Annotated in this window: 13 protein-coding genes; 4 read left to right on the top strand and 9 right to left on the bottom strand. The window is 63.8% G+C overall.

Annotation, left to right across the window (positions count from 1 at the left end):
- Positions 1-48: 48 nt before the first annotated feature.
- A complete protein-coding gene (locus H9529_RS15905) occupies positions 49-1,635 on the bottom strand; it encodes an NAD(P)H-hydrate dehydratase (protein ID WP_092886839.1) in 1,587 nt (528 codons plus the stop codon).
- A 199-nt stretch (positions 1,636-1,834) separates the two neighbouring features.
- Here H9529_RS15905 and H9529_RS15900 point away from each other — a divergent pair, with 199 nt between their 5' ends.
- Both H9529_RS15900 and glnA read left to right on the top strand, forming a co-directional pair.
- Positions 1,835-2,173 (top strand): P-II family nitrogen regulator, encoded by a 339-nt coding sequence (locus H9529_RS15900; protein WP_092886837.1) that lies wholly within the window; start codon positions 1,835-1,837, stop codon positions 2,171-2,173.
- Between the two features lie 70 nt (positions 2,174-2,243).
- On the top strand, positions 2,244-3,650 hold the full coding sequence (gene glnA / locus H9529_RS15895) for a type I glutamate--ammonia ligase (protein ID WP_092886835.1): 1,407 nt from the start codon (positions 2,244-2,246) through the stop codon (positions 3,648-3,650).
- Positions 3,651-3,794: 144 nt separating this feature from the next.
- On the opposite strand, the gene H9529_RS15890 is transcribed toward glnA, so the two are convergent.
- The 4 genes from H9529_RS15890 to H9529_RS15875 form a co-directional block, all read right to left on the bottom strand.
- The gene (locus H9529_RS15890) at positions 3,795-4,583 is read right to left on the bottom strand and encodes a heme-dependent oxidative N-demethylase family protein (RefSeq protein WP_223814212.1); all 789 of its coding nucleotides are present in this window, start codon (positions 4,581-4,583) and stop codon (positions 3,795-3,797) included.
- A 206-nt stretch (positions 4,584-4,789) separates the two neighbouring features.
- On the bottom strand, positions 4,790-6,259 hold the full coding sequence (gene der / locus H9529_RS15885; protein WP_092886831.1) for a ribosome biogenesis GTPase Der: 1,470 nt from the start codon (positions 6,257-6,259) through the stop codon (positions 4,790-4,792).
- Between the two features lie 99 nt (positions 6,260-6,358).
- Complete coding sequence (locus tag H9529_RS15880) at positions 6,359-7,669, bottom strand: PQQ-like beta-propeller repeat protein (protein ID WP_092886828.1); 1,311 nt, start codon at positions 7,667-7,669, stop codon at positions 6,359-6,361.
- A 240-nt stretch (positions 7,670-7,909) separates the two neighbouring features.
- Positions 7,910-8,563, bottom strand: a complete 654-nt coding sequence (locus tag H9529_RS15875; protein WP_092886826.1) for a hypothetical protein — start codon at positions 8,561-8,563, stop codon at positions 7,910-7,912.
- A gap of 239 nt (positions 8,564-8,802) precedes the next feature.
- Here H9529_RS15875 and H9529_RS15870 point away from each other — a divergent pair, with 239 nt between their 5' ends.
- Positions 8,803-9,933 carry an efflux RND transporter periplasmic adaptor subunit gene (locus tag H9529_RS15870; protein ID WP_092887117.1) on the top strand — a complete coding sequence of 377 codons (1,131 nt, stop codon included), beginning with the start codon at positions 8,803-8,805 and terminating at the stop codon, positions 9,931-9,933.
- Positions 9,930-13,637, top strand: coding sequence for an efflux RND transporter permease subunit (locus tag H9529_RS15865; RefSeq protein WP_092886824.1), 3,708 nt, complete (start codon positions 9,930-9,932; stop codon positions 13,635-13,637). The genes H9529_RS15870 and H9529_RS15865 overlap by 4 nt, the downstream gene beginning before the upstream one ends.
- 153 nt (positions 13,638-13,790) lie before the next feature.
- Here H9529_RS15865 and H9529_RS15860 read toward each other — a convergent pair whose 3' ends face one another.
- The 4 genes from H9529_RS15860 to recA all read right to left on the bottom strand — a co-directional run bounded on the left by H9529_RS15860 (position 13,791) and on the right by recA (position 18,257).
- A complete protein-coding gene (locus H9529_RS15860) occupies positions 13,791-14,078 on the bottom strand; it encodes a DUF1330 domain-containing protein (protein WP_092886822.1) in 288 nt (95 codons plus the stop codon).
- Entirely contained in the window at positions 14,075-14,371 is a 297-nt protein-coding gene (locus tag H9529_RS15855; RefSeq protein WP_092886820.1) for a DUF1330 domain-containing protein, read from the bottom strand. Before H9529_RS15855 ends, H9529_RS15860 begins: the two co-directional genes overlap by 4 nt.
- The gene (alaS, locus tag H9529_RS15850) at positions 14,368-17,025 is read right to left on the bottom strand and encodes an alanine--tRNA ligase (RefSeq protein ID WP_092886819.1); all 2,658 of its coding nucleotides are present in this window, start codon (positions 17,023-17,025) and stop codon (positions 14,368-14,370) included. Before alaS ends, H9529_RS15855 begins: the two co-directional genes overlap by 4 nt.
- Before the next feature lie 161 nt (positions 17,026-17,186).
- Positions 17,187-18,257, bottom strand: coding sequence for a recombinase RecA (gene recA, locus H9529_RS15845; protein WP_092886817.1), 1,071 nt, complete (start codon positions 18,255-18,257; stop codon positions 17,187-17,189).
- Positions 18,258-18,471: the final 214 nt, after the last annotated feature.

The raw sequence follows: 18,471 nt of genomic DNA, 5'->3' as shown, positions 1-18,471 counted from the left end.
TCGCATTGCGCCGGCCCGCAAACCGGCCCCGCCGCTGGACCACTGGTTCTAGGTCAATGCGCGCAGCACGCCCGGCAGCGCATCGGACAGGTCGTCGGCCGTCAGCCCGGGACCAAAGGCGCGTGCGCTTGCCGCATGCAGCCAGACGGCCATGCTGGCAGCCTCCAACGGCGGCTTGCCGCGCGCCAGCAGCCCCGCGATGAGGCCCGCCAGCACATCGCCCGCCCCCGCCGTGGCCAGCCAGGGCGCCGCCTGCGCGCCGGACGCGCTGTGGATGCGCGCCTGCCCGTCCGGCGCCGCGATCACCGTGTCGGCCCCTTTGAGCAACACCACGCAACCCGCGCGCCGCGACGCCGCGCGCGCCGCATCAAGCTTGGAGAACGCAGGCCCGGATGACGCGGGCGCGGCCAGAAGGTCGGCCAGATCGGGGAAAAGCCGCGCGAATTCGCCCAGGTGCGGGGTCAGCACACAGCCCGGGTGCAATGCGGCAAACAGGGCCGCGGGTTCATCCACCCAGACCGACAGCGCATCGGCGTCCAGCACCGCAGGCACGCCGCGCGCCAGGACGGCGGCAACCAGCGGCCGCGCGCGCGTCAGCCCCAGCCCCGGCCCGATACACAGCGCGGTGATGCGCGGGTCGTCCAGCATTTGCGTCAACGCCTCCGCGTCGCGCACGGACCGCAGCATGATGGCATCCAGCCGGGCGGCATTCTCGATCAGCGCAGCGGGTGGACATGCCAGCGTGACCAGCCCTGCGCCAATCCGCAGGGCGGCCCGCGCAGCCAGCCGCGACGCCCCGCCCTGCCCCACGCCGCCGGACACAACCACCGCGTGCCCGTGGGCAAACTTGTGCGCGCCGCGCAGCGCCGCCTTGTCCAGATCAGCCGCGCGCGGCGCATCCACCGGCCGGACCTGCGGCGCGGGATCATCGGGCAGGCCGATGTCCGCCACCACGACCTTGCCGCAGATCTCGGGCCCCTCGGCCAGCAGATGGCCGGGCTTGCGTCCGTGAAAGCTGACGGTCAGATCGGCAGGCAGGCAGAGCGCGGCCCCGGCAGGCGTGGTCAGCACCCGCCCAGCGTCGGCGCACAGCCCGCTGGGCACATCCACGGCGACAAAGGCCGCCGGGGCGCGCGCCTCCTGGCACAAGCGCAAGGTCAGGTCCAGCCCCACCAGTGGCCGGGTCAGGCCAGTGCCAAACAGCGCGTCGATGAGAACAAGCCGCCCCGGCGCTGCGGCCATAGTGCCGCCGATGGGGCCGGTGGGGCCGGGCAGCACCACATCCGCCAAGGCGCAGAGCTGGGTTTCATCGGGTTCGGGCTGGCTGAGCGGATGCACGGGGCCGACAGCTTGCCAAGCCGCATAGGCCTCTGCCGCGTCGGCGGGCAGCCGCGCTGCGTCACCATAGAAAAACACCGCGACCTGCCACCCCCGGGCATGCAGCATCCTCGCGATGACGAAGCCATCGCCGCCGTTGTTGCCCGGACCGCAAAGCACAACCGCAGATTGCGCGCCTGCTGCCATGGCAGGCCACTCCGCCAGAATTGATGAGACAACGCCCGCCCCTGCCCGACGCATCAACTCGGCGCCCGAAGCCGCGCCCGACTCGATCATCATCGCTTCAACGGCGCGCATTTCAGCACTTGTCAAAAGTTCCGCCGTTTCTGCGGGCTGAAAGTTCTCTTTTCGCACAATTATTAACCTATCTGCGCAATCCGTGTTCAATGGGCGCGATTCAGACCGTTTGACATCCCCCCCGCCATGCTATCGGATTGTCCCTGACCGGCGAAGCTGATTTGACACCACAAGACATGGATACGGCGGGAGCAGACGCATGAAAAAGATCGAGGCGATAATCAAACCTTTCAAGCTCGATGAAGTCAAAGAAGCGCTGCAAGAAGTCGGTGTTCAGGGGCTTTCCGTGATCGAGGTCAAAGGCTTCGGTCGCCAGAAGGGTCACACCGAATTGTATCGCGGCGCCGAATACGTCGTTGATTTCCTGCCCAAGGTCAAGGTCGAGGTGGTTCTGCCCGACGACCAGGTTGATGCCGCGGTCGAAGCGATCATCGCCGCCGCAGGCACCGACAAAATCGGCGATGGCAAGATTTTCGTCTCGCCCGTCGAACAGGCGATCCGCATCCGGACCCGGGAAACCGGTGATGACGCGCTGTAACCTGGCACAAGAATAACAAAGGCCCCGCGCCCGCGTTGACGAAGTTCTCAAACAAAGGGATGAGTAATAAATGAGCGTCGAAGAGGTTCTCAAGAAAATTAAAGATGAAGACGTGGCATTCGTGGATGTCCGCTTCACCGATCCGCGCGGCCGTCTGCAGCACGTTACCCTGATGGCCGATCAGGTCGACGAAGACTTCCTTGAAGAAGGCTTCATGTTCGACGGCTCATCCATCGCAGGTTTCAAGTCGATCGAACAATCTGACATGAAGCTGATGCTGGACACCGAATCGGCCTACATCGATCCTTTCTATGCCGACAAAACCCTGTGCATGCATTGCACGATCGTAGAGCCCGACACGGGCGAGCCCTACAACCGCGACCCGCGCGGCACCGCCCAGAAGGCCGAGGCTTATCTGATCTCTTCCGGTATCGGCGATACTGCCTATATGGGTCCCGAAGCAGAATTCTTCGTGTTCGACGACGTGCGCTTCAGCGTTGGCATCAACAAGGTGTCGTATGAAGTAGATGCGCTCGACGGGTCCTGGAACTCGGACACCGAGTACGAGTCGGGCAACATGGGCCACCGCGCCGGCATCAAGGGCGGTTACTTCCCGGTCAACCCGGTGGATTACGGTCAGGACATGCGCGCCGAAATGCTGACGACCATGGCCGAAATGGGCATGAAGGTCGATAAGCACCACCACGAGGTTGCGTCGTGCCAGCACGAACTCGGCCTGATTTTCGGCTCGGTCACCAAGCAGGCCGACGAGATCATGAAGTACAAGTATGTGGTTCACAACGTGGCCCATGCCTATGGCCGCACCGCCACTTTCATGCCCAAGCCCATCAAAGGCGACAACGGCACCGGCATGCACGTGAACATGTCGATCTGGAAGGACGGCAAGCCGCTGTTCGCAGGCGACAAATATGCTGACCTGAGCCAGGAAGCACTGTGGTTCATTGGTGGCATCCTGAAGCATGCCAAGTCGCTGAACGCGCTGACCAACCCCGGCACCAACAGCTACAAGCGTTTGATCCCGGGCTTCGAAGCCCCGGTTCTGCTGGCCTATTCCGCACGCAACCGCTCGGGCGCGATCCGCATTCCGTGGACCGAAAGCCCGAAGGCAAAACGTGTCGAAGCCCGGTTCCCCGATCCCTCTGCCAACCCCTACCTGGCATTCTCGGCTTTGCTGATGGCGGGCCTGGACGGCATCAAGAACAAGATCGACCCCGGCCCCGCATCGGACAAGGATCTCTACGATCTGCCGCCCGAAGAACTGGCCGAGATCCCGACCGTTTGCGGCAGCTTGCGCGAAGCCATTGGCGCGCTGGAAGCCGATCACGATTACCTGCTGGCGGGCGACGTGTTCTCCAAGGACCAGATCGAAGGCTACATCGCGCTGAAATGGGAAGAGGTGTATAACTACGAACACACCCCTCACCCGATCGAATACGCGATGTACTACAGCTGCTGATTAACGGCATGGTATGATAACGCAAAGGCCCCCGCATTTACCGGGGGCCTTTTGCTTTTGGGCGTTGCTGTCGCCGTGCGGGTGCGGGTGAGGAGGCAAGCCCGAGAACCATCAAGGCATGCATCATCAGCCTGCCTTTACCCACTACCGGACCGGAATCGGTCCGTTCCGCCCGGCCAGCCACGCGTTCAACCCATCGGCTTGTGACACCGACAAGCTGGCGATCGCGACAAGATAGGTGTGAATCGAAAAGATGACCGTGTCGCCGACTGGAAGCCGCAGCAATGTCTGCCGCTCTGACCTGACATAGGGCGGCGCATCTTGTGGAAGCCGGTGGTCGTCGGCTTCCCGCAGCGGGTTGAACAGACGCGGCTCGCCGTAGGCCAGGGTATTCGCGCGCCACAGGGGATGTTCCCGTCGCACGCCATCGAACAGGCGCTGAACGCGGGATGCCAGCGTGGCGTCGTATTCCGGCACCGGTGCATGAATCGCCAGCAGCGTGCGACCCAGCTTTTCTGCCAGGGTCCAGCGCGACGGGAAGCACAGGATCGCCCCCGTCAAAAGGTACTCGGCCCCGCCCTCCGGACGCTGCATGATGCAGAAATCCTCCTGCACCAACTGCCCAAGCGTGCGCAGCGGCGCGGTCAGGTCATTCGTCACCATGCGTCCGTCGGGGCATGTGACCCTTGATCCATGAACATCGAAACCCAAGGCGGGCAGTTCGGCCAGCACGCAGTCCCGCAAGGCCAATGCGGCCGCTTGCGCGTCACGGTCGGCGCCCGTTTCAACGGGGCAAGCCAGAACCCGCGCGGGCATCGTGACGAGCAGACGCCGCCGTTCCGCCATTTGCGCAGCGTAGGCATCATCCACCCCCAGCCATTCCCCCGGTGCCACGGGCTGCATCCCAGGCAAGCGGCGGGTATGTGGCTGCATCCAAGGCGCATGCGGCAAATGCGTTTGCAAGATCGGTGTATGCGTCCCGCCTTCAGGCGGGAGAACATCTCTGTCGGATGGTGCCATGCTCTCCCTCCCCCAGCAGGACGGTTTGATCCATGTGACACGTCAACGCGCTCTTGGGGGGAATGCGCTGCAAGGCGCAGGGGGGGCAAAGCCCCCTACCCGCCCGCCGCAGGCGCCCCCTACCTGTCCGGGCGATGCCCCTCGGTATGTTTGCGCAGCTTGGACGGCCCCGCCTTCTTGCGGTCTTTATACGGGTTCCGATCCGCCTGCGAGCGCATGAAGATCCGGATCGGCGTGCCTGGCATGTCGAAACTGTCCCGAAGCCCATTGATCAGGTAACGCTCATAGCTTTTGGGCAGGTCATCGGGGTTGGAGCACATGACGACAAAGCCCGGCGGACGGGTTTTCGCCTGAGTCATGTAGCGCAGCTTGATCCGCCGCCCGCCCGGCGCGGGCGGCGGATGGCTCTCTACCATCAGCCCCAACCACAGGTTCAGCTTGGCCGTCGGGATGCGCCGGTTCCAGACTTCATGCGCGCTTATGATCGCATCGTGCAGCCGGTCCAGGCCCTTGCCCGTCAGCGCCGAGACAGTCACCAGCGGTGCGCCGCGCAGCTGCGGCAGCAACCGCTCAAACGACTGGCGCAGCGCTTTCAGCTTGTCTTGCTTGTCTTCCTCGATGTCCCACTTGTTAACCGCAATTACCACGGCGCGCCCTTCGCTTTCGGCGAAATCGGCGATGCGCAGATCCTGCTGCTCGAACGGGATCGCCGCATCCAGCAAAACCACCACCACTTCGGCGAATTTCACCGCGCGCAGTCCATCGGCGACCGATAGTTTCTCCAACTTCTCCTGCACCCGCGCCTTCTTGCGCATCCCTGCCGTGTCGAAGATCCGCATGGGCGTGCCCATCCAGTCCATGCGCAGCGAGATCGCATCACGGGTGATCCCGGCCTCGGGGCCGGTCAACAGCCGCTCTTCGCCCAGAATCTTGTTGATCAGCGTCGACTTACCGGCATTCGGGCGCCCGATCACCGCAACCTGCAAGGGCTTGTCGTTGGTCGGTGCGAAGGCGGGCAGTTCATCGCCTTCCAGGAGTTCCTCGGGCAGGTCGATATCGGTTTCGGGGGCGTCGGCCTCTGCCTGTTCTTCAAACCCGGCCGCGATGGGGCGCAAGATGTGATAGAGTTCATCCAACCCCTCGCCATGTTCTGCGGACAGGCGCAACGGTTCGCCCAGACCCAGCGAGAACGCCTCCAGCACCCCGCCATCGCCCGCGCGGCCTTCGGCCTTGTTGGCCGCCACGATGACATGCGCACCGCGTTTGCGCAGGATCTCTGCAAAGACCTGATCCGTCGGCGTGATCCCGGTGCGGGCGTCGATCATGAACAGGCAGATGTCGGCCATGCCCACGGCGCGTTCGGTCAGCCGCCGCATCCGGCCCTGCAAGCTGTCGTCGGTCACGTCTTCCAGCCCGGCCGTGTCAATCACGGTAAAGCGCAGTTCCCCCAGCCGGGCGGGGCCTTCGCGCAGGTCGCGCGTCACGCCGGGCTGGTCATCGACCAACGCAAGCCGTTTGCCCACCAGCCGGTTGAACAACGTGGATTTGCCGACATTCGGCCGTCCAACGATCGCAAGGGTAAAACTCATCACGCCCTCCAAAGGCAAACCCGCAAGGGGATAGGGTGAACCCCCGCGGGGATTCGGGCCAAAGACTGGCCGAACCGCGCCCATTACAGGAGTTTCGCGTCAACGCAAAGCGTGCAAGCGCCCGTCCGTCGAAATCACATATGCGGTGCCACCCGCGACGACCGGCGTCGATGCCGCCCCGCCCGGCACTTCCACCGCGCCCACGAGCGCGCCCGAGGCCGGGTCAAAGCTGCGCAACTGCCCGTCGTTCGAAGCAACCAACAAGCGTCCACCGGCCAACACCGGGCCGTAATGGGCAAAGATCTCTGCACGACGGCGTTCGCGCTGTTCTGTATAAAGCGGCAGTTCAACGGCCCAGACAACATCGCCTGTCGCATCGTCCAGCCGGATCAGCCGGTTGCGGTCCGACATCATGAAGACGCTGCCGCCCACCGGCCAGACCGGGCCATAAGCGGCCTCGCGCGCGGTCCAGACCCGCGTGCCCGTCCCGCTGTCCAGCGCCATCACGCGCCCGGACTGGTTGCCGACATAGACGCGACCGCCCGCGACCACCGGGTCGCCGGTGATGTCACGGATCTGGCCTGATGCCGATCCGATCCGCTGCCCCGCGACGATGGTGGTCCACAACTGCGCCCCGCCGTCACGGCTGGCCGCGATCAGCTCGCCCGATGCGAAGGGCAGGATAACCGTCCCACCGCTGAGTGCCGGGGTCGCCCCGCCCACCATGGACGAGCGTGAGGGCGTGCCGGGCAATTGCCAGTCTACCTTGCCGGTCGCGGCCTCCAGCGCCCAGGCGGAACTGTCGGCGGCCACGACGAACACATGTGCGCCCTCCACGTTCGGCGCACCTTTCACGGGCGCGTCAAAGCGATGCGCCCAGATCTCGGCACCGCTTGCCGGGTCCAGCGCGACCAGCAGACCGAAGGCTGAGGTGACGTAAAGACGCCCGCCGCCAAATGCCAGCCCGCCGCCCGAGGCATCGCCCACCCGCGCATACGTGGGCGTGATGTCGCGTTGCCAAAGAACCTGTCCCGCGGCAGAGGTCGCCGTGACCATTGCCTGACTGTCGAGGGTGTAGACCACGCCGTTTACGACCACGGGTTCGGCGGTTATGCGGTGGCGCCGTCCATCGCCCTCCCCGATGTCCACGCTCCAGACCGGTTGTAGCGAAGCGCCGAGCGCGGGATGCGCAAGTCGGCCTTCAGAACTGCCCAGCCGGTGGGTCCATGACGCATTGGCAGATTGCGCCGGAAGGGCGATCGGCGCGGCTTGGTTCACGGGGACGCTGCCTGCGGTTTCGTCAAAAGGCGCGCGGATATCGAACCGCTCACCGGGCAGAATGAACTCACGCTCACACGATGCAAGCACCCCGGCGAAGGCCAAAAGGCCGGCGTATCTGAATAATGTCACCGCGTGTGTCCCTCTCTCGTAGGTGCGGCGCGTGTGGCACCGCCGCAATCTGCTCTCCGGTTCGGGGATGGATGCCCCCGCGACGCCCTATGTTCATAGCCGTTCACAGGGGGGGCAGGCAATCCCAAGCGTGACGAAAGCCCTTTGGTTGCGCAACCCGCCGCCGTGTCGGATCTGACCGCGCGCCGGAGCTGTCAGACCTGCCTGCGCCTGGCCTGGATCGCCGCGCGCGAACGACGGTCAGGCAGCGTCCAGTTCCCCGCCCAGTGCGATAACCAACTGCTGCGCGCGGCGTCGCAGAACCTGCGTGACATCCGGACCGCTGAGCAGGTCGTTCAGCAGGGCCAGCGCACCCTCGGTATCGCCTTCGCCCGCCCGTAGCAGCGCCATCTGTTCCAGCGCCAGCGGACGGAAGGCCTGCCCGGCCTGCGCCAGACCGCCCAATGCGGCCTCACGCTCGGCCAGGGGCAGGGCATCGCCCGCCACGATCACGCGCTTCAGGGTGGCAAGCTGCCGGTAGCTCAAGGGCAGAGCCTCGTTTTGCGCAACTGCCTCGAGGGCGGCCAGCGTGGCGTCGCGATCTTCGAGCGCCAGTGTTTCGGAGGCGATCAGGAGATTCAGCACGCCTTGCTGCACCGGATTACCGTTTACATCGCGCAGCCCTTCAAGGCGGGCATCGGAGGGATCAGCCTCAATCGCGGAAAGCACGCTGTCGCCGAACGCCTCGGCGCTGGCGCGCGCCTGCGCTTTTTGCCATTCGTAGTACGCGGCGCCGCCCACGACCATCAGCACCAGTACGACTGCGATCCAGCCATACTTCCGCATCAGGCCGAACATTTTGTCGCGGCGCAGTTCTTCGCTGACTTCGTCGATAAAACCGTCCGAATTGCTCACGCCTTCTCCCCTTTTTAATCCATCGCCGTCATACCGCGAAGACCGGCAGATTGCCAAGCCCTGTCGCGTCCCCGCCAGTATTTCCCCCATTCCGGGCCACACCCGGGGCCCGGATGCCGCAGTTGCGCAGTCCTTGCTTGTGGCAAATGTGCGATGGGGGTAATCTGAACGGGTTAGTTCAGCGTATTTATGAGGTCGCAACGATTGCGGCCTGCCTTTCAGAAAGCCACCGCACCATCATGCGTATTGTCCCCTTGATTACCGCCCTGACCATTACGGGATCGCTCTACCTTCTGGTGATGGAGCGGGAGGCATTGCTGGCCTTCGCTTCTACCGCCACCGCCGAAGATACGCCCGGCGACGCGGCAGCGGTGACTGCGGATGCCACAGGGACTGAGGCACCGCCAAGGGTTGCCGTTGTGGCGCAGCGCACCACCGCGTCAGAGGTTGAGAATACCGTGCTGCTGCGCGGCAGGACCGAAGCTGCCCGGCAGGTGGAGATCCGCGCCGAAACCGGGGGGCTGATCGCCTCGACGCCGCTGCGGCGCGGCAGCCATGTGACCGCAGGCGACCCGCTGTGCGTGCTGTCACCCGGCACAAGGCAAGCTGCACTGGCCGAGGCCGAGGCCCGGCTGGCAGAGGCGGAAATCAACTTCAACGCCGCGCAGCGGCTATCTGAAGGCGGTTTTGCGTCGCAGACCCGTGCTGCTTCGGCCCGGGCCACGCTGCAAGGCGCGCAGGCCGGGGTGGAGGCCGCGACACAGGAACTCAACCGCCTGACCATGGTCGCGCCTTTCGACGGTCTGCTGGAAACGGATACCGCCGAATTGGGCGCCCTGCTGCAACCCGGCGGGCTGTGCGCCACACTGATCCAGCTGGACCCGATGAAACTGGTGGGCTTTGTCCCCGAAACGCAGGTTGACCGGATCGAGATCGGCACAACCGCAGGCGCGCGCCTGTCGGGCGGGCGCGACGTTCTGGGGCGGGTCAGCTTCCTGTCACGGTCGGCCGATCCCGCGACCCGGACTTTTCGGGTCGAAGTGACCGTGCCGAATGCCGACATGAGCATCCGCGACGGCCAAAGCGCCGACATGATGATCAGCGCAACGGGTGATATGGCGCATCTGATCCCCGGCTCGGCGCTGACGCTGAACAACGAGGGACAACTGGGCCTCCGGCTGTTGGATGACGACGACATCGTGACCTTTACCACGGTGCAGGTGATCCGCGACACGGCCAACGGCGTGTGGGTCGGCGGGTTACCGGATGAGGCCACCGTGATCGTGCTGGGGCAGGAATATGTCAGCGAAGGCGTGCAGGTGGATGTCACCTATCGCGGCAATGACGCGGCCGAAGGTCTGGGCCAATGAACGGCATCATCGACTGGGCTGCGACCCATGCCCGGATGGTCATCGCCTTCATCACCGTGACCCTGCTGGCGGGCGCCTTCGCCTATACCGGACTGCCGAAGGAAGGTGAGCCGGATATCGAAATCCCGGCGCTGTTCATCTCGGTCCCCTTCCCCGGAATTTCCGCCAGTGACAGCGAAAGCCTGCTGGTCGAGCCGATGGAACAGGAAATGTCCGGCATCGACGGGCTGAAAACCATGAGCGCGACCGCCTCGGAGGGCTTTGCCGGGCTGGTGCTGGAGTTCGAATTCGGCTGGGACAAGAATTCCACCATCGCCGATGTCCGCGACCGGATGAGCCGGGCCGAAGGGAAATTCCCGTCAGGTTTCCAGAGCTATTCGATTGACGAGATCAACTTTTCCCAATTTCCGATCATCATCGTCGCCATCTCGGGCGACGTGCCCGAACGCACCCTGCTGCGCGCCGCGCAAAGCCTGCAAGGCCGGATCGAGGGGATCGAGGCCGTGCTCGAAGCCTCGATCGCGGGCAGCCGCGATGAGATGCTGGAAGTGCTGATCGACCCGCTGCGGCTGGAAGCCTACAATGTCACGGCGGGCGAGTTGATCAATGTCATCACGCGCAACAACCAGTTGGTCGCGGCGGGCGATATTGAAACTGACGCGGGCGCCTTTGCCGTCACGGTCCCTGCCACGTTCAGCACCCCGCAAGATGTCTATGACCTGCCAATCAAGGTGAACGGCGACAGCGTCGTAACGCTGAGCGATCTGGCCGAGATCCGCCTGACTTTCGAGGACCGGCAGGGCACCGCGCGTTTCAACGGCGAAACCACGTTGGCCATTCAGGTGGTCAAGCGCAAGGGCTTCAACCTGATCGACACCGCGGCCACCGTGCGCGCCGCGGTCGAGGCAGAGCGCGCCACCTGGCCGCCGGAATTGCAGGCCGCAGTGCGCACCACGCCCGCGCTCGACAACTCTTTCCAGGTGGAAGGTATGGTCGCACAACTGGAGGGCTCTGTCCTGACCGCCGTAGCGCTGGTGATGATCGTGGTGCTGGGCGCACTTGGCACACGATCAGCCATGCTGGTGGGCTTTGCGGTGCCCACATCTTTCCTGTTGTGTTTCATCTTGCTGGGGCTGATGGGCGTCGCGGTGTCGAACATCGTGATGTTCGGCCTGATCTTGTCGGTGGGCATGCTGGTCGATGGTGCGGTTGTGGTGACCGAGTACGCCGACAACCGGCTGGCCGAGGGTGACGGCCCGATGCAGGCCTATACCTCGGCGGCCAAGCGCATGTTCTGGCCTGTGGTCGCCTCGACCGGCACAACGCTCTGCGCGTTCCTGCCGATGCTGTTCTGGCCCGGCGTGGCGGGAGAGTTCATGGGGATGCTGCCGGTCACGTTGATCTTCGTGCTGAGCGCTTCGCTGATCGTGGCGCTGGTGTTCCTGCCGGTGATGGGCGGCGTGACCGGACGCATCGCGCGGAGCTTCGCGCGGGCCTCCACCGCGCTGCGCCGTCTGCCGCTGATCGTGCGGCTGCTGTTGGTGGTCGGGGCACTTGGGGCATTGTTCGCAGGCGCGATGCAGACGCTGAACCCGGCGTATCTGCTTCCCCCCACCCTGCCGCTGAGCGGGATCTACGCCTTCGCCCCCGGGCTTTTGATCATGACATTCGCGGCAATGGCGGCCTCCATCACTCTGGGTTCGGTCGCGCGGCAATCCGCGCCCCGGTCCATCCGCGCAGGCCACCGCCGCAGCCCCATCGGTTGGGTGATGAAGCTGATCGTCGGCAACCCGATCATGCCGATCGTGACCGTGGTAGCAGTGGTTGCCTTCGTCATTGCGGTCTTCGGCTACTTTGGCGAAAATAATCGGGGCGTGGAATTCTTCGTAGAAACCGAGCCAGAGCAAGGCGTAGTCTTCGTGCGGGCTCGCGGAAACCTATCATTGTCCGAGAAAGACGCGTTGGTGCGTCAGGCTGAACTGGTCACGCTGGAACAAGAAGGGATCGAGGCGGTATTTTCCTTCGCGGGGCGCGGCGGGTTGAACCAGAACACCGCAGGCGCGCAATCGCCGCTGGACACGGTCGGTCAGATCCAGTTCGAACTGTCGAACTGGCAAAAACGCATCGACGCGCCCGACCTGACCGGCAGCCGGATCATCGAGAAACTTCAGGCCGACCTGAGCCGCCTTCCGGGCATGAAAACCGAAGTATTGGTGCAGACCGGCGGACCTGCGGGGGCGAAACCCGTGCATCTGCGGCTCATGGGCGACAATTTCGACGATCTGGGCGCAGCGGTTGAAACCGTTCTGACCCGTTTCAACCAGACCCCCGGGCTGATCGACATCGAAGACACGCGGCCCGTTCCCGGAATCGACTGGCGTATCAATGTCGATACCGCCGTGGCCGGACGCTATGGCGCTGATGTGGCGACGGTGGGCGGCATGGTGCAGTTGATCACGCGCGGCATCTTGCTGGATACGATGCAGGTCGATACCTCGGACGACGAAATCGAAATCCGGGTGCGGTTGCCCGAGGAGGACCGCCTGCTGTCCACGCTGGACACGCTGCGGGTGCAAACCAACGCGGGCCTGATCCCGCTGTCGAATTTCATCACCCGCGAACCCGTGGCCCGGCGCGGGCAGATCGACCGGGTGGACGAGCGACGGTATCTCGACGTGAAAGCCGACGTCGCCCCTGACCTCGTGAAGCTGGTCACCCCTGCGGATGAGGTGCGCAACGTCGTGCCGCGCCGCCTGACCGAGGTGGCGGCGCATGCCGAGGGCTCGGTCCAGCGTATCGCTGCGCAGGACATTCAGACGCAGGTGGAACAAGGCGCGCTGCGCATCGTCCCCGTGAATGCGAATGAGCGGATCGAGGTGCTGACGCAATGGCTGCAAGCAGGCGACCGCCTACCCAGCGGGATTGACTGGGAATGGACCGGCGAGCAACAGGACCAGGAAGAAAGCACAGCCTTCCTCAGCATGGCTTTTGCGGGCGCGCTGGCGCTTATGTTCCTGATCCTGCTGGCGCAGTTCAACAGCTTCTACAACGCCGCGCTGGTGCTGCTGGCGGTTGTGCTGTCCACCGCCGGGGTGCTCATCGGCATGCTGGTGATGGATCAGACATTCTCGATCATCATGACGGGCACGGGCATCGTCGCGCTGGCAGGCATCGTCGTGAATAACAATATTGTGCTGATCGACACCTATCAGCAATATGAGAAGATCATGCCCCGCATCGAGGCGATCATCCGCACGGTAGAGGCGCGGATCAGACCCGTGCTGATGACCACCAGCACCACCATGGCTGGGCTGACGCCCATGATGTTCGGCCTGTCCATCGACTTTTTCGGCGGTGGCTATTCGATCGACAGCCCCACGGCATTGTGGTGGAAGCAACTCGCCACCGCAGTGGTTTTCGGGCTGGGCATCGCGACCTTCCTGACGCTGCTGTTCACGCCAGCTTTGCTGGCGCTGCGAGTCTGGGTCTCAGCCGGGGCGTATCGGTCGGCGCTGGGGCTGGGCTGGGTCTTTTCGGGCAAAGGCAGCGCAGCGCGCCGCGACCGGGTGCTGGAGAAACAGGCCCGCAAATTGCGTGGTGCCGAAATCATCTGGGACGAACCGGCCCCGGTGGCGGAAGCCGATATCGCGGAGCCGGAGTTCGACCTGCACCCCCGCGCCACCCCGCTGCGCGCGGCTGAATAGAAAAATGCCCGCCGGGGCGGGCATTCGGGCGCGGATTGGTTCAGAGCGAGTTGCGTTCACTCCAGTTAACACGCCACGCATTATGCTTTTTTTCGCATGTCCGCTGTGCGAAAAGCATGTTTGCACCTGGGCCCGACATGGCCGGGAAGTGCCTCAGCTGGTTTCCTCGATCACGATCAGGTCGCGTTCTGCTGCGTCCCGCGCGTGGTCGAGGGCGGCCTGATAAGCATCCGAATTGTAACAAGCAACCGCATCCTCAAGCGACGGGAAGCGCGCCACAACATTGCGCTTGCGATCACGGCCTTCGAGTTGAACGTAGCGCCCCCCACGGGCCAGGAAGACCCCGCCGAACGCGGCAATCGCGGGCCCGGCAAGCGCTGCATACTTCGCGTAGGCATCAGCATCCGTTACATTGACATTGGCAATCCAAAGGGCTGTCATTCGGTATCTCCCATTCCATCCACGATAACGAGATCGCGCAGGCTGCTTTGCTGCGCGACAGGCAAGATCGCCTGATAGGCGTCAGAGGCGTACCATGCCTCTGCACTGACGCGGTCGGAAAACTCGATGACCACAACGCGGCTCGGCCCCTCCCCCTCCAACTGCGTCAGCGCGCCGCCCTTCACCAAGAACCGCCCGCCCGCCTTTTCGGCCAATGCGACGGTCTGGGCGGCATAGGTCATGTAGACCTCTGGATCGGTAACCGCGATCCGAGCGATGATATAGGCGCTCATGCCAGCGCCGCGATGACAGCTTCGGCCGCCTTCAACGCGTCGGGCGCCTTCGCCGCATCCGCGCCGCCACCCTGAGCCATGTCGGCGCGCCCACCGCCGCCCTTCCCGCCCATGGCTGCAGTCGCTGCGCGCACCAGATCAACCGCAGAGACGCGACCCGTCAGGTCAGCCGTCACACCCGCGGCCACGGCCGGTTTGCCGCCGCCATCAGCGACCAAAACCACGACGCCCGAGCCAAGCTTTGCTTTCATCTCGTCAATCATCGGCGGAAGATCCTTGCCGCTAACCCCACTCAGCACCTGGGCAACCAGCTTGATCCCGGCAACCTCGCGCACGTCAGCGCTGCCATCGCCGCCGCCCAACGCCAGTTCCCGTTTCAACTGCGCCACCTCGTTTTGCAGGGCGCGTCGTTCATCCATAAGGGATTTCACCCGCGCGCCAAGCTCTGCCGGTTGCGCGCGGAGCAGGGCCGCAACCTCGGCTACCGCGGCAGATTGGCTGTTCAGATGCGCCAGCGCGCCCGTCCCGGTCAGCGCCTCGATCCGCCGCACCCCAGCGCTGGAGGCACTGTCCCCGGTGATGACGCACAGCCCGATATCGCCGGTCTGCTGCACATGGGTGCCACCACAAAGCTCCAGGCTATAGGTGCGCGCATCGGCGCCCTTGCCCGACCCCTCCTGCGTGCCCATAGACACCACACGCACCTCATCGCCGTATTTCTCGCCGAACAAGGCCTGCGCGCCGATGGCTCGGGCGTCGTCGGGGGTCATGATCCGCGTGCTGACACGAGAATTCTGCCGGATGAAAGCGTTCACATCATCCTCGATCTGCCGAAGCTCCGCCGGGCTGAGGGCCGCACCATGGCTGAAATCGAATCGCAGGCGGTCCGGCGCATTCAGCGAACCACGCTGCGCCACATGGTCGCCCAACGTGGTGCGCAGCGCCTCATGCAGCAGATGCGTGGCCGAATGATTTGCCCGGATCGCGCTGCGGCGCGCGTGATCGACGACCAACTCTGCGCCTTGGCCGGGCGTGATGCTGCCCTGCGTAACCTCAGCGAAATGAATGAAAACGCCCTGCGCTTTTCGGGTGTCTGTGATCCGCGCCGCGCCGGTGGCCGTGCGGATTGTGCCAGCATCGCCGACCTGCCCGCCGGATTCTGCATAGAAGGGCGTCTGGTTCACGACGATCTGCACCGCAGCGCTCTGCTGCGCGGCCGAGATTGACGCCCCATCGCGCACCAGCGCCAGCACCTGCGCCTCAGCGCGTTCTGTATCATAGCCCAGGAATTCGGTCGGCCCGTGTTCTTCGGCCAGGTCAAACCAGACCGCCGCCTCGCTGGTGTCGCCCGACCCGGACCAAGCCGCGCGCGCCTTGGCCTTCTGATCGGCCATCGCCGCGTCGAAGCCTGCGGTATCCACTGCACGACCCTTTTCGCGCAAGGCATCTTGCGTCAGGTCCAGCGGAAAACCGAAGGTGTCATAGAGCTTGAACGCCGCCGCGCCGGGCAGATCCGCGCCATCAGGCAGGTGCGACAGCTCATCCTCCAACAGGCGCAACCCGCGGTCGAGGGTCTGGCGGAATCGGGTCTCTTCCAGCCGGAGCGTTTCGGTAATCAGTGCCTCGGCGGCTTGCAATTCGGTGTAATGCCCGCCCATCTGGCGCACGAGGGCCGGGACCAGCCGGTGCATCAGCGGATCGCCGGCCCCCAATTGATGCGCATGTCGCATGGCGCGCCGCATGATGCGCCGCAGGACATAGCCGCGCCCTTCGTTCGACGGCATCACCCCATCTGCGATCAGGAAAGAGGTCGAGCGCAAATGGTCGGCGATCACCCGGTGGTGCATCTTGCCAGGGCCGTCAGGGTCAACGCTGGTCGCATGCGCGCTGGCCTCGATCAGCGCGCGCATCACGTCGGTATCATAATTGTCATGCTTGCCCTGCAACAGCGCCCCGATCCGCTCCAGCCCCATTCCAGTGTCGATCGACTGGTTCGGCAGCGGCGTCATCGACCCGTCGGGGTGCTGTTCATTCTGCATGAACACGACATTCCAGATCTCGATGAAGCGGTCACCGTCTTCCTCGGCGCTGCCGGGCGGACCACCCCAGATATGGTCGCCATGGTCGTAAAAAATCTCGGTGCAGGGACCGCAGGGGCCGGTCGGCCCCATGCGCCAGAAATTGTCATCACTGGCGATCCGGATGATCCGGTCTTCGGGCACGCCGATCTTCTTCCACAGCGCGAAAGCCTCTTCATCGGTATGGTAAACCGTGGTCAGGAGACGGGATTTGTCGATGCCAAAGTCTTTGGTCAGCAACTCCCATGCAAAGGGGATCGCCTCGGCCTTGAAATAATCGCCAAAGCTGAAATTTCCCAGCATCTCGAAGAAGGTATGGTGGCGTGCGGTATAGCCCACATTGTCGAGGTCATTGTGCTTACCACCGGCGCGCACGCATTTCTGGGCCGTGGTGGCACGGCTGTAATCCCGATGTTCCACCCCGGTGAACAGGTTCTTGAACTGCACCATGCCCGAATTTGCGAACATCAGGGTCGGATCGTTGCGGGGGACAAGCGGCGAACTGTCGACGACCTCATGCCCCTGCCGGGCGAAGTAATCGAGGAAGGTGGACCGGATATCGTTCAGACTTGCCATGAAGGGGGCCTTTGCGCTCTGCGTCGACTAAGTTGTGTCTGCGGGTTTAGCGGGGCGCGGGGGGCCTGTCCACACCCCGGGGGAGGCGCGGCGCGGCCGACCCATGGAAAAAGGCCGCACGATCCGTGCGGCCCCATTGATCGTTCAGCATCGGCGCATCGCTATTCCATGACGCTGGAATCATCCTCGGTGATGGCCATCTGGAAATCCAGGCCATTTGCTGCGCGGATCTTATCCTCAATCTCGGTAGCGATCGTCGGGTTGGACTTCAGGTAAAGCTTGGCATTCTCACGCCCCTGCCCGATCCGCTCATCCCCATAGGAATACCACGAACCGGATTTTTCAACCACGCCGGCCTTCACACCGAGGTCAATGATCTCACCCGTCTTCGAGATACCCTCGCCGTACATGATGTCGAATTCCACCTGTTTGAATGGCGGCGCGACCTTGTTTTTTACCACCTTTACCCGGGTCGAGTTGCCCACGATCTCATCGCGGTCCTTGATCGAGCCAATGCGCCGGATATCGAGGCGGACACTGGCGTAGAACTTCAGCGCGTTGCCGCCGGTCGTGGTTTCCGGCGAGCCGAACATCACGCCGATCTTCATGCGGATCTGGTTGATGAAAATCACCATGCAGTTCGACCGAGAGATCGACCCAGTCAGCTTGCGCATGGCCTGGCTCATCAATCGGGCATGAACACCGACGCTGCTGTCGCCCATGTCACCTTCAAGTTCCGACTTGGGTGTCAGCGCGGCAACCGAATCGATCACCACCATGCTGACGGCGCCTGAGCGTACCAGCGTATCGACGATCTCCAATGCCTGTTCGCCGGTATCAGGCTGCGAAATCAACAGCTCTTCCAGGTTCACCCCAACCTTGCGGGCATAAAGAGGGTCCAGCGCGTGTTCGGCATCCACGAAGGCGCAGACGCCGCCCTTCTTCTGCTCTTCCGCAACGGCATGCAGCGTGAGCGTGGTCTTGCCCGAAGATTCCGGGCCATAGATCTCGATGATCCGTCCCTTCGGCAACCCGCCAATGCCAAGCGCGATGTCGAGCCCCAGCGAACCGGTCGAGGTCGATTCGATCTCGGCCACGGGGTTGTCCCCGCCCAGCCGCATGATCGACCCCTTGCCAAACTGCCGCTCAATCTGCGCCAGCGCCGAATCCAGGGCTTTTTGCTTTTCCGCTTTACGCTTGTCGGTCATATCCAGAAGGCTCGCTGTCGCCATGATTTCGTTCCTTATTCCACACCCTGCCACACGCGGCAATCACTGGTTTGTTCTCCAAGTGTTCCGTGCCAACATGCGATCAAACGCAGAACATTTCAAGGTAAATCGGCACTTTTCCAGCTTCGCGGGTCTTGGTTAAGAAATCGTTACGCCGCGCAGCAATTCGCACCCGCCGCCCTGAGGGCCGCGCAGCGGCGCTCAGGGCACATCGTGT

Origin of the sequence: Roseicitreum antarcticum (assembly GCF_014681765.1) — a bacterium.
Lineage (GTDB): Bacteria > Pseudomonadota > Alphaproteobacteria > Rhodobacterales > Rhodobacteraceae > Roseicitreum > Roseicitreum antarcticum.
This window is presented reverse-complemented; position numbering and strand designations above follow the sequence as displayed.

Coding starts and splice junctions, on each gene's coding strand:
- glnA (WP_092886835.1), top strand. CDS start 2,244: ATGAGCGTCGAAGAGGTTCTCAAGAAAATTAAAGATGAAGACGTGGCA.
- H9529_RS15860 (WP_092886822.1), bottom strand. CDS start 14,078: ATGACAGCCCTTTGGATTGCCAATGTCAATGTAACGGATGCTGATGCC.
- alaS (WP_092886819.1), bottom strand. CDS start 17,025: ATGGCAAGTCTGAACGATATCCGGTCCACCTTCCTCGATTACTTCGCC.
- H9529_RS15865 (WP_092886824.1), top strand. CDS start 9,930: ATGAACGGCATCATCGACTGGGCTGCGACCCATGCCCGGATGGTCATC.
- der (WP_092886831.1), bottom strand. CDS start 6,259: ATGAGTTTTACCCTTGCGATCGTTGGACGGCCGAATGTCGGCAAATCC.
- H9529_RS15900 (WP_092886837.1), top strand. CDS start 1,835: ATGAAAAAGATCGAGGCGATAATCAAACCTTTCAAGCTCGATGAAGTC.
- H9529_RS15905 (WP_092886839.1), bottom strand. CDS start 1,635: ATGCGCGCCGTTGAAGCGATGATGATCGAGTCGGGCGCGGCTTCGGGC.
- H9529_RS15855 (WP_092886820.1), bottom strand. CDS start 14,371: ATGAGCGCCTATATCATCGCTCGGATCGCGGTTACCGATCCAGAGGTC.
- H9529_RS15890 (WP_223814212.1), bottom strand. CDS start 4,583: ATGCAGCCACATACCCGCCGCTTGCCTGGGATGCAGCCCGTGGCACCG.
- H9529_RS15870 (WP_092887117.1), top strand. CDS start 8,803: ATGCGTATTGTCCCCTTGATTACCGCCCTGACCATTACGGGATCGCTC.
- recA (WP_092886817.1), bottom strand. CDS start 18,257: ATGGCGACAGCGAGCCTTCTGGATATGACCGACAAGCGTAAAGCGGAA.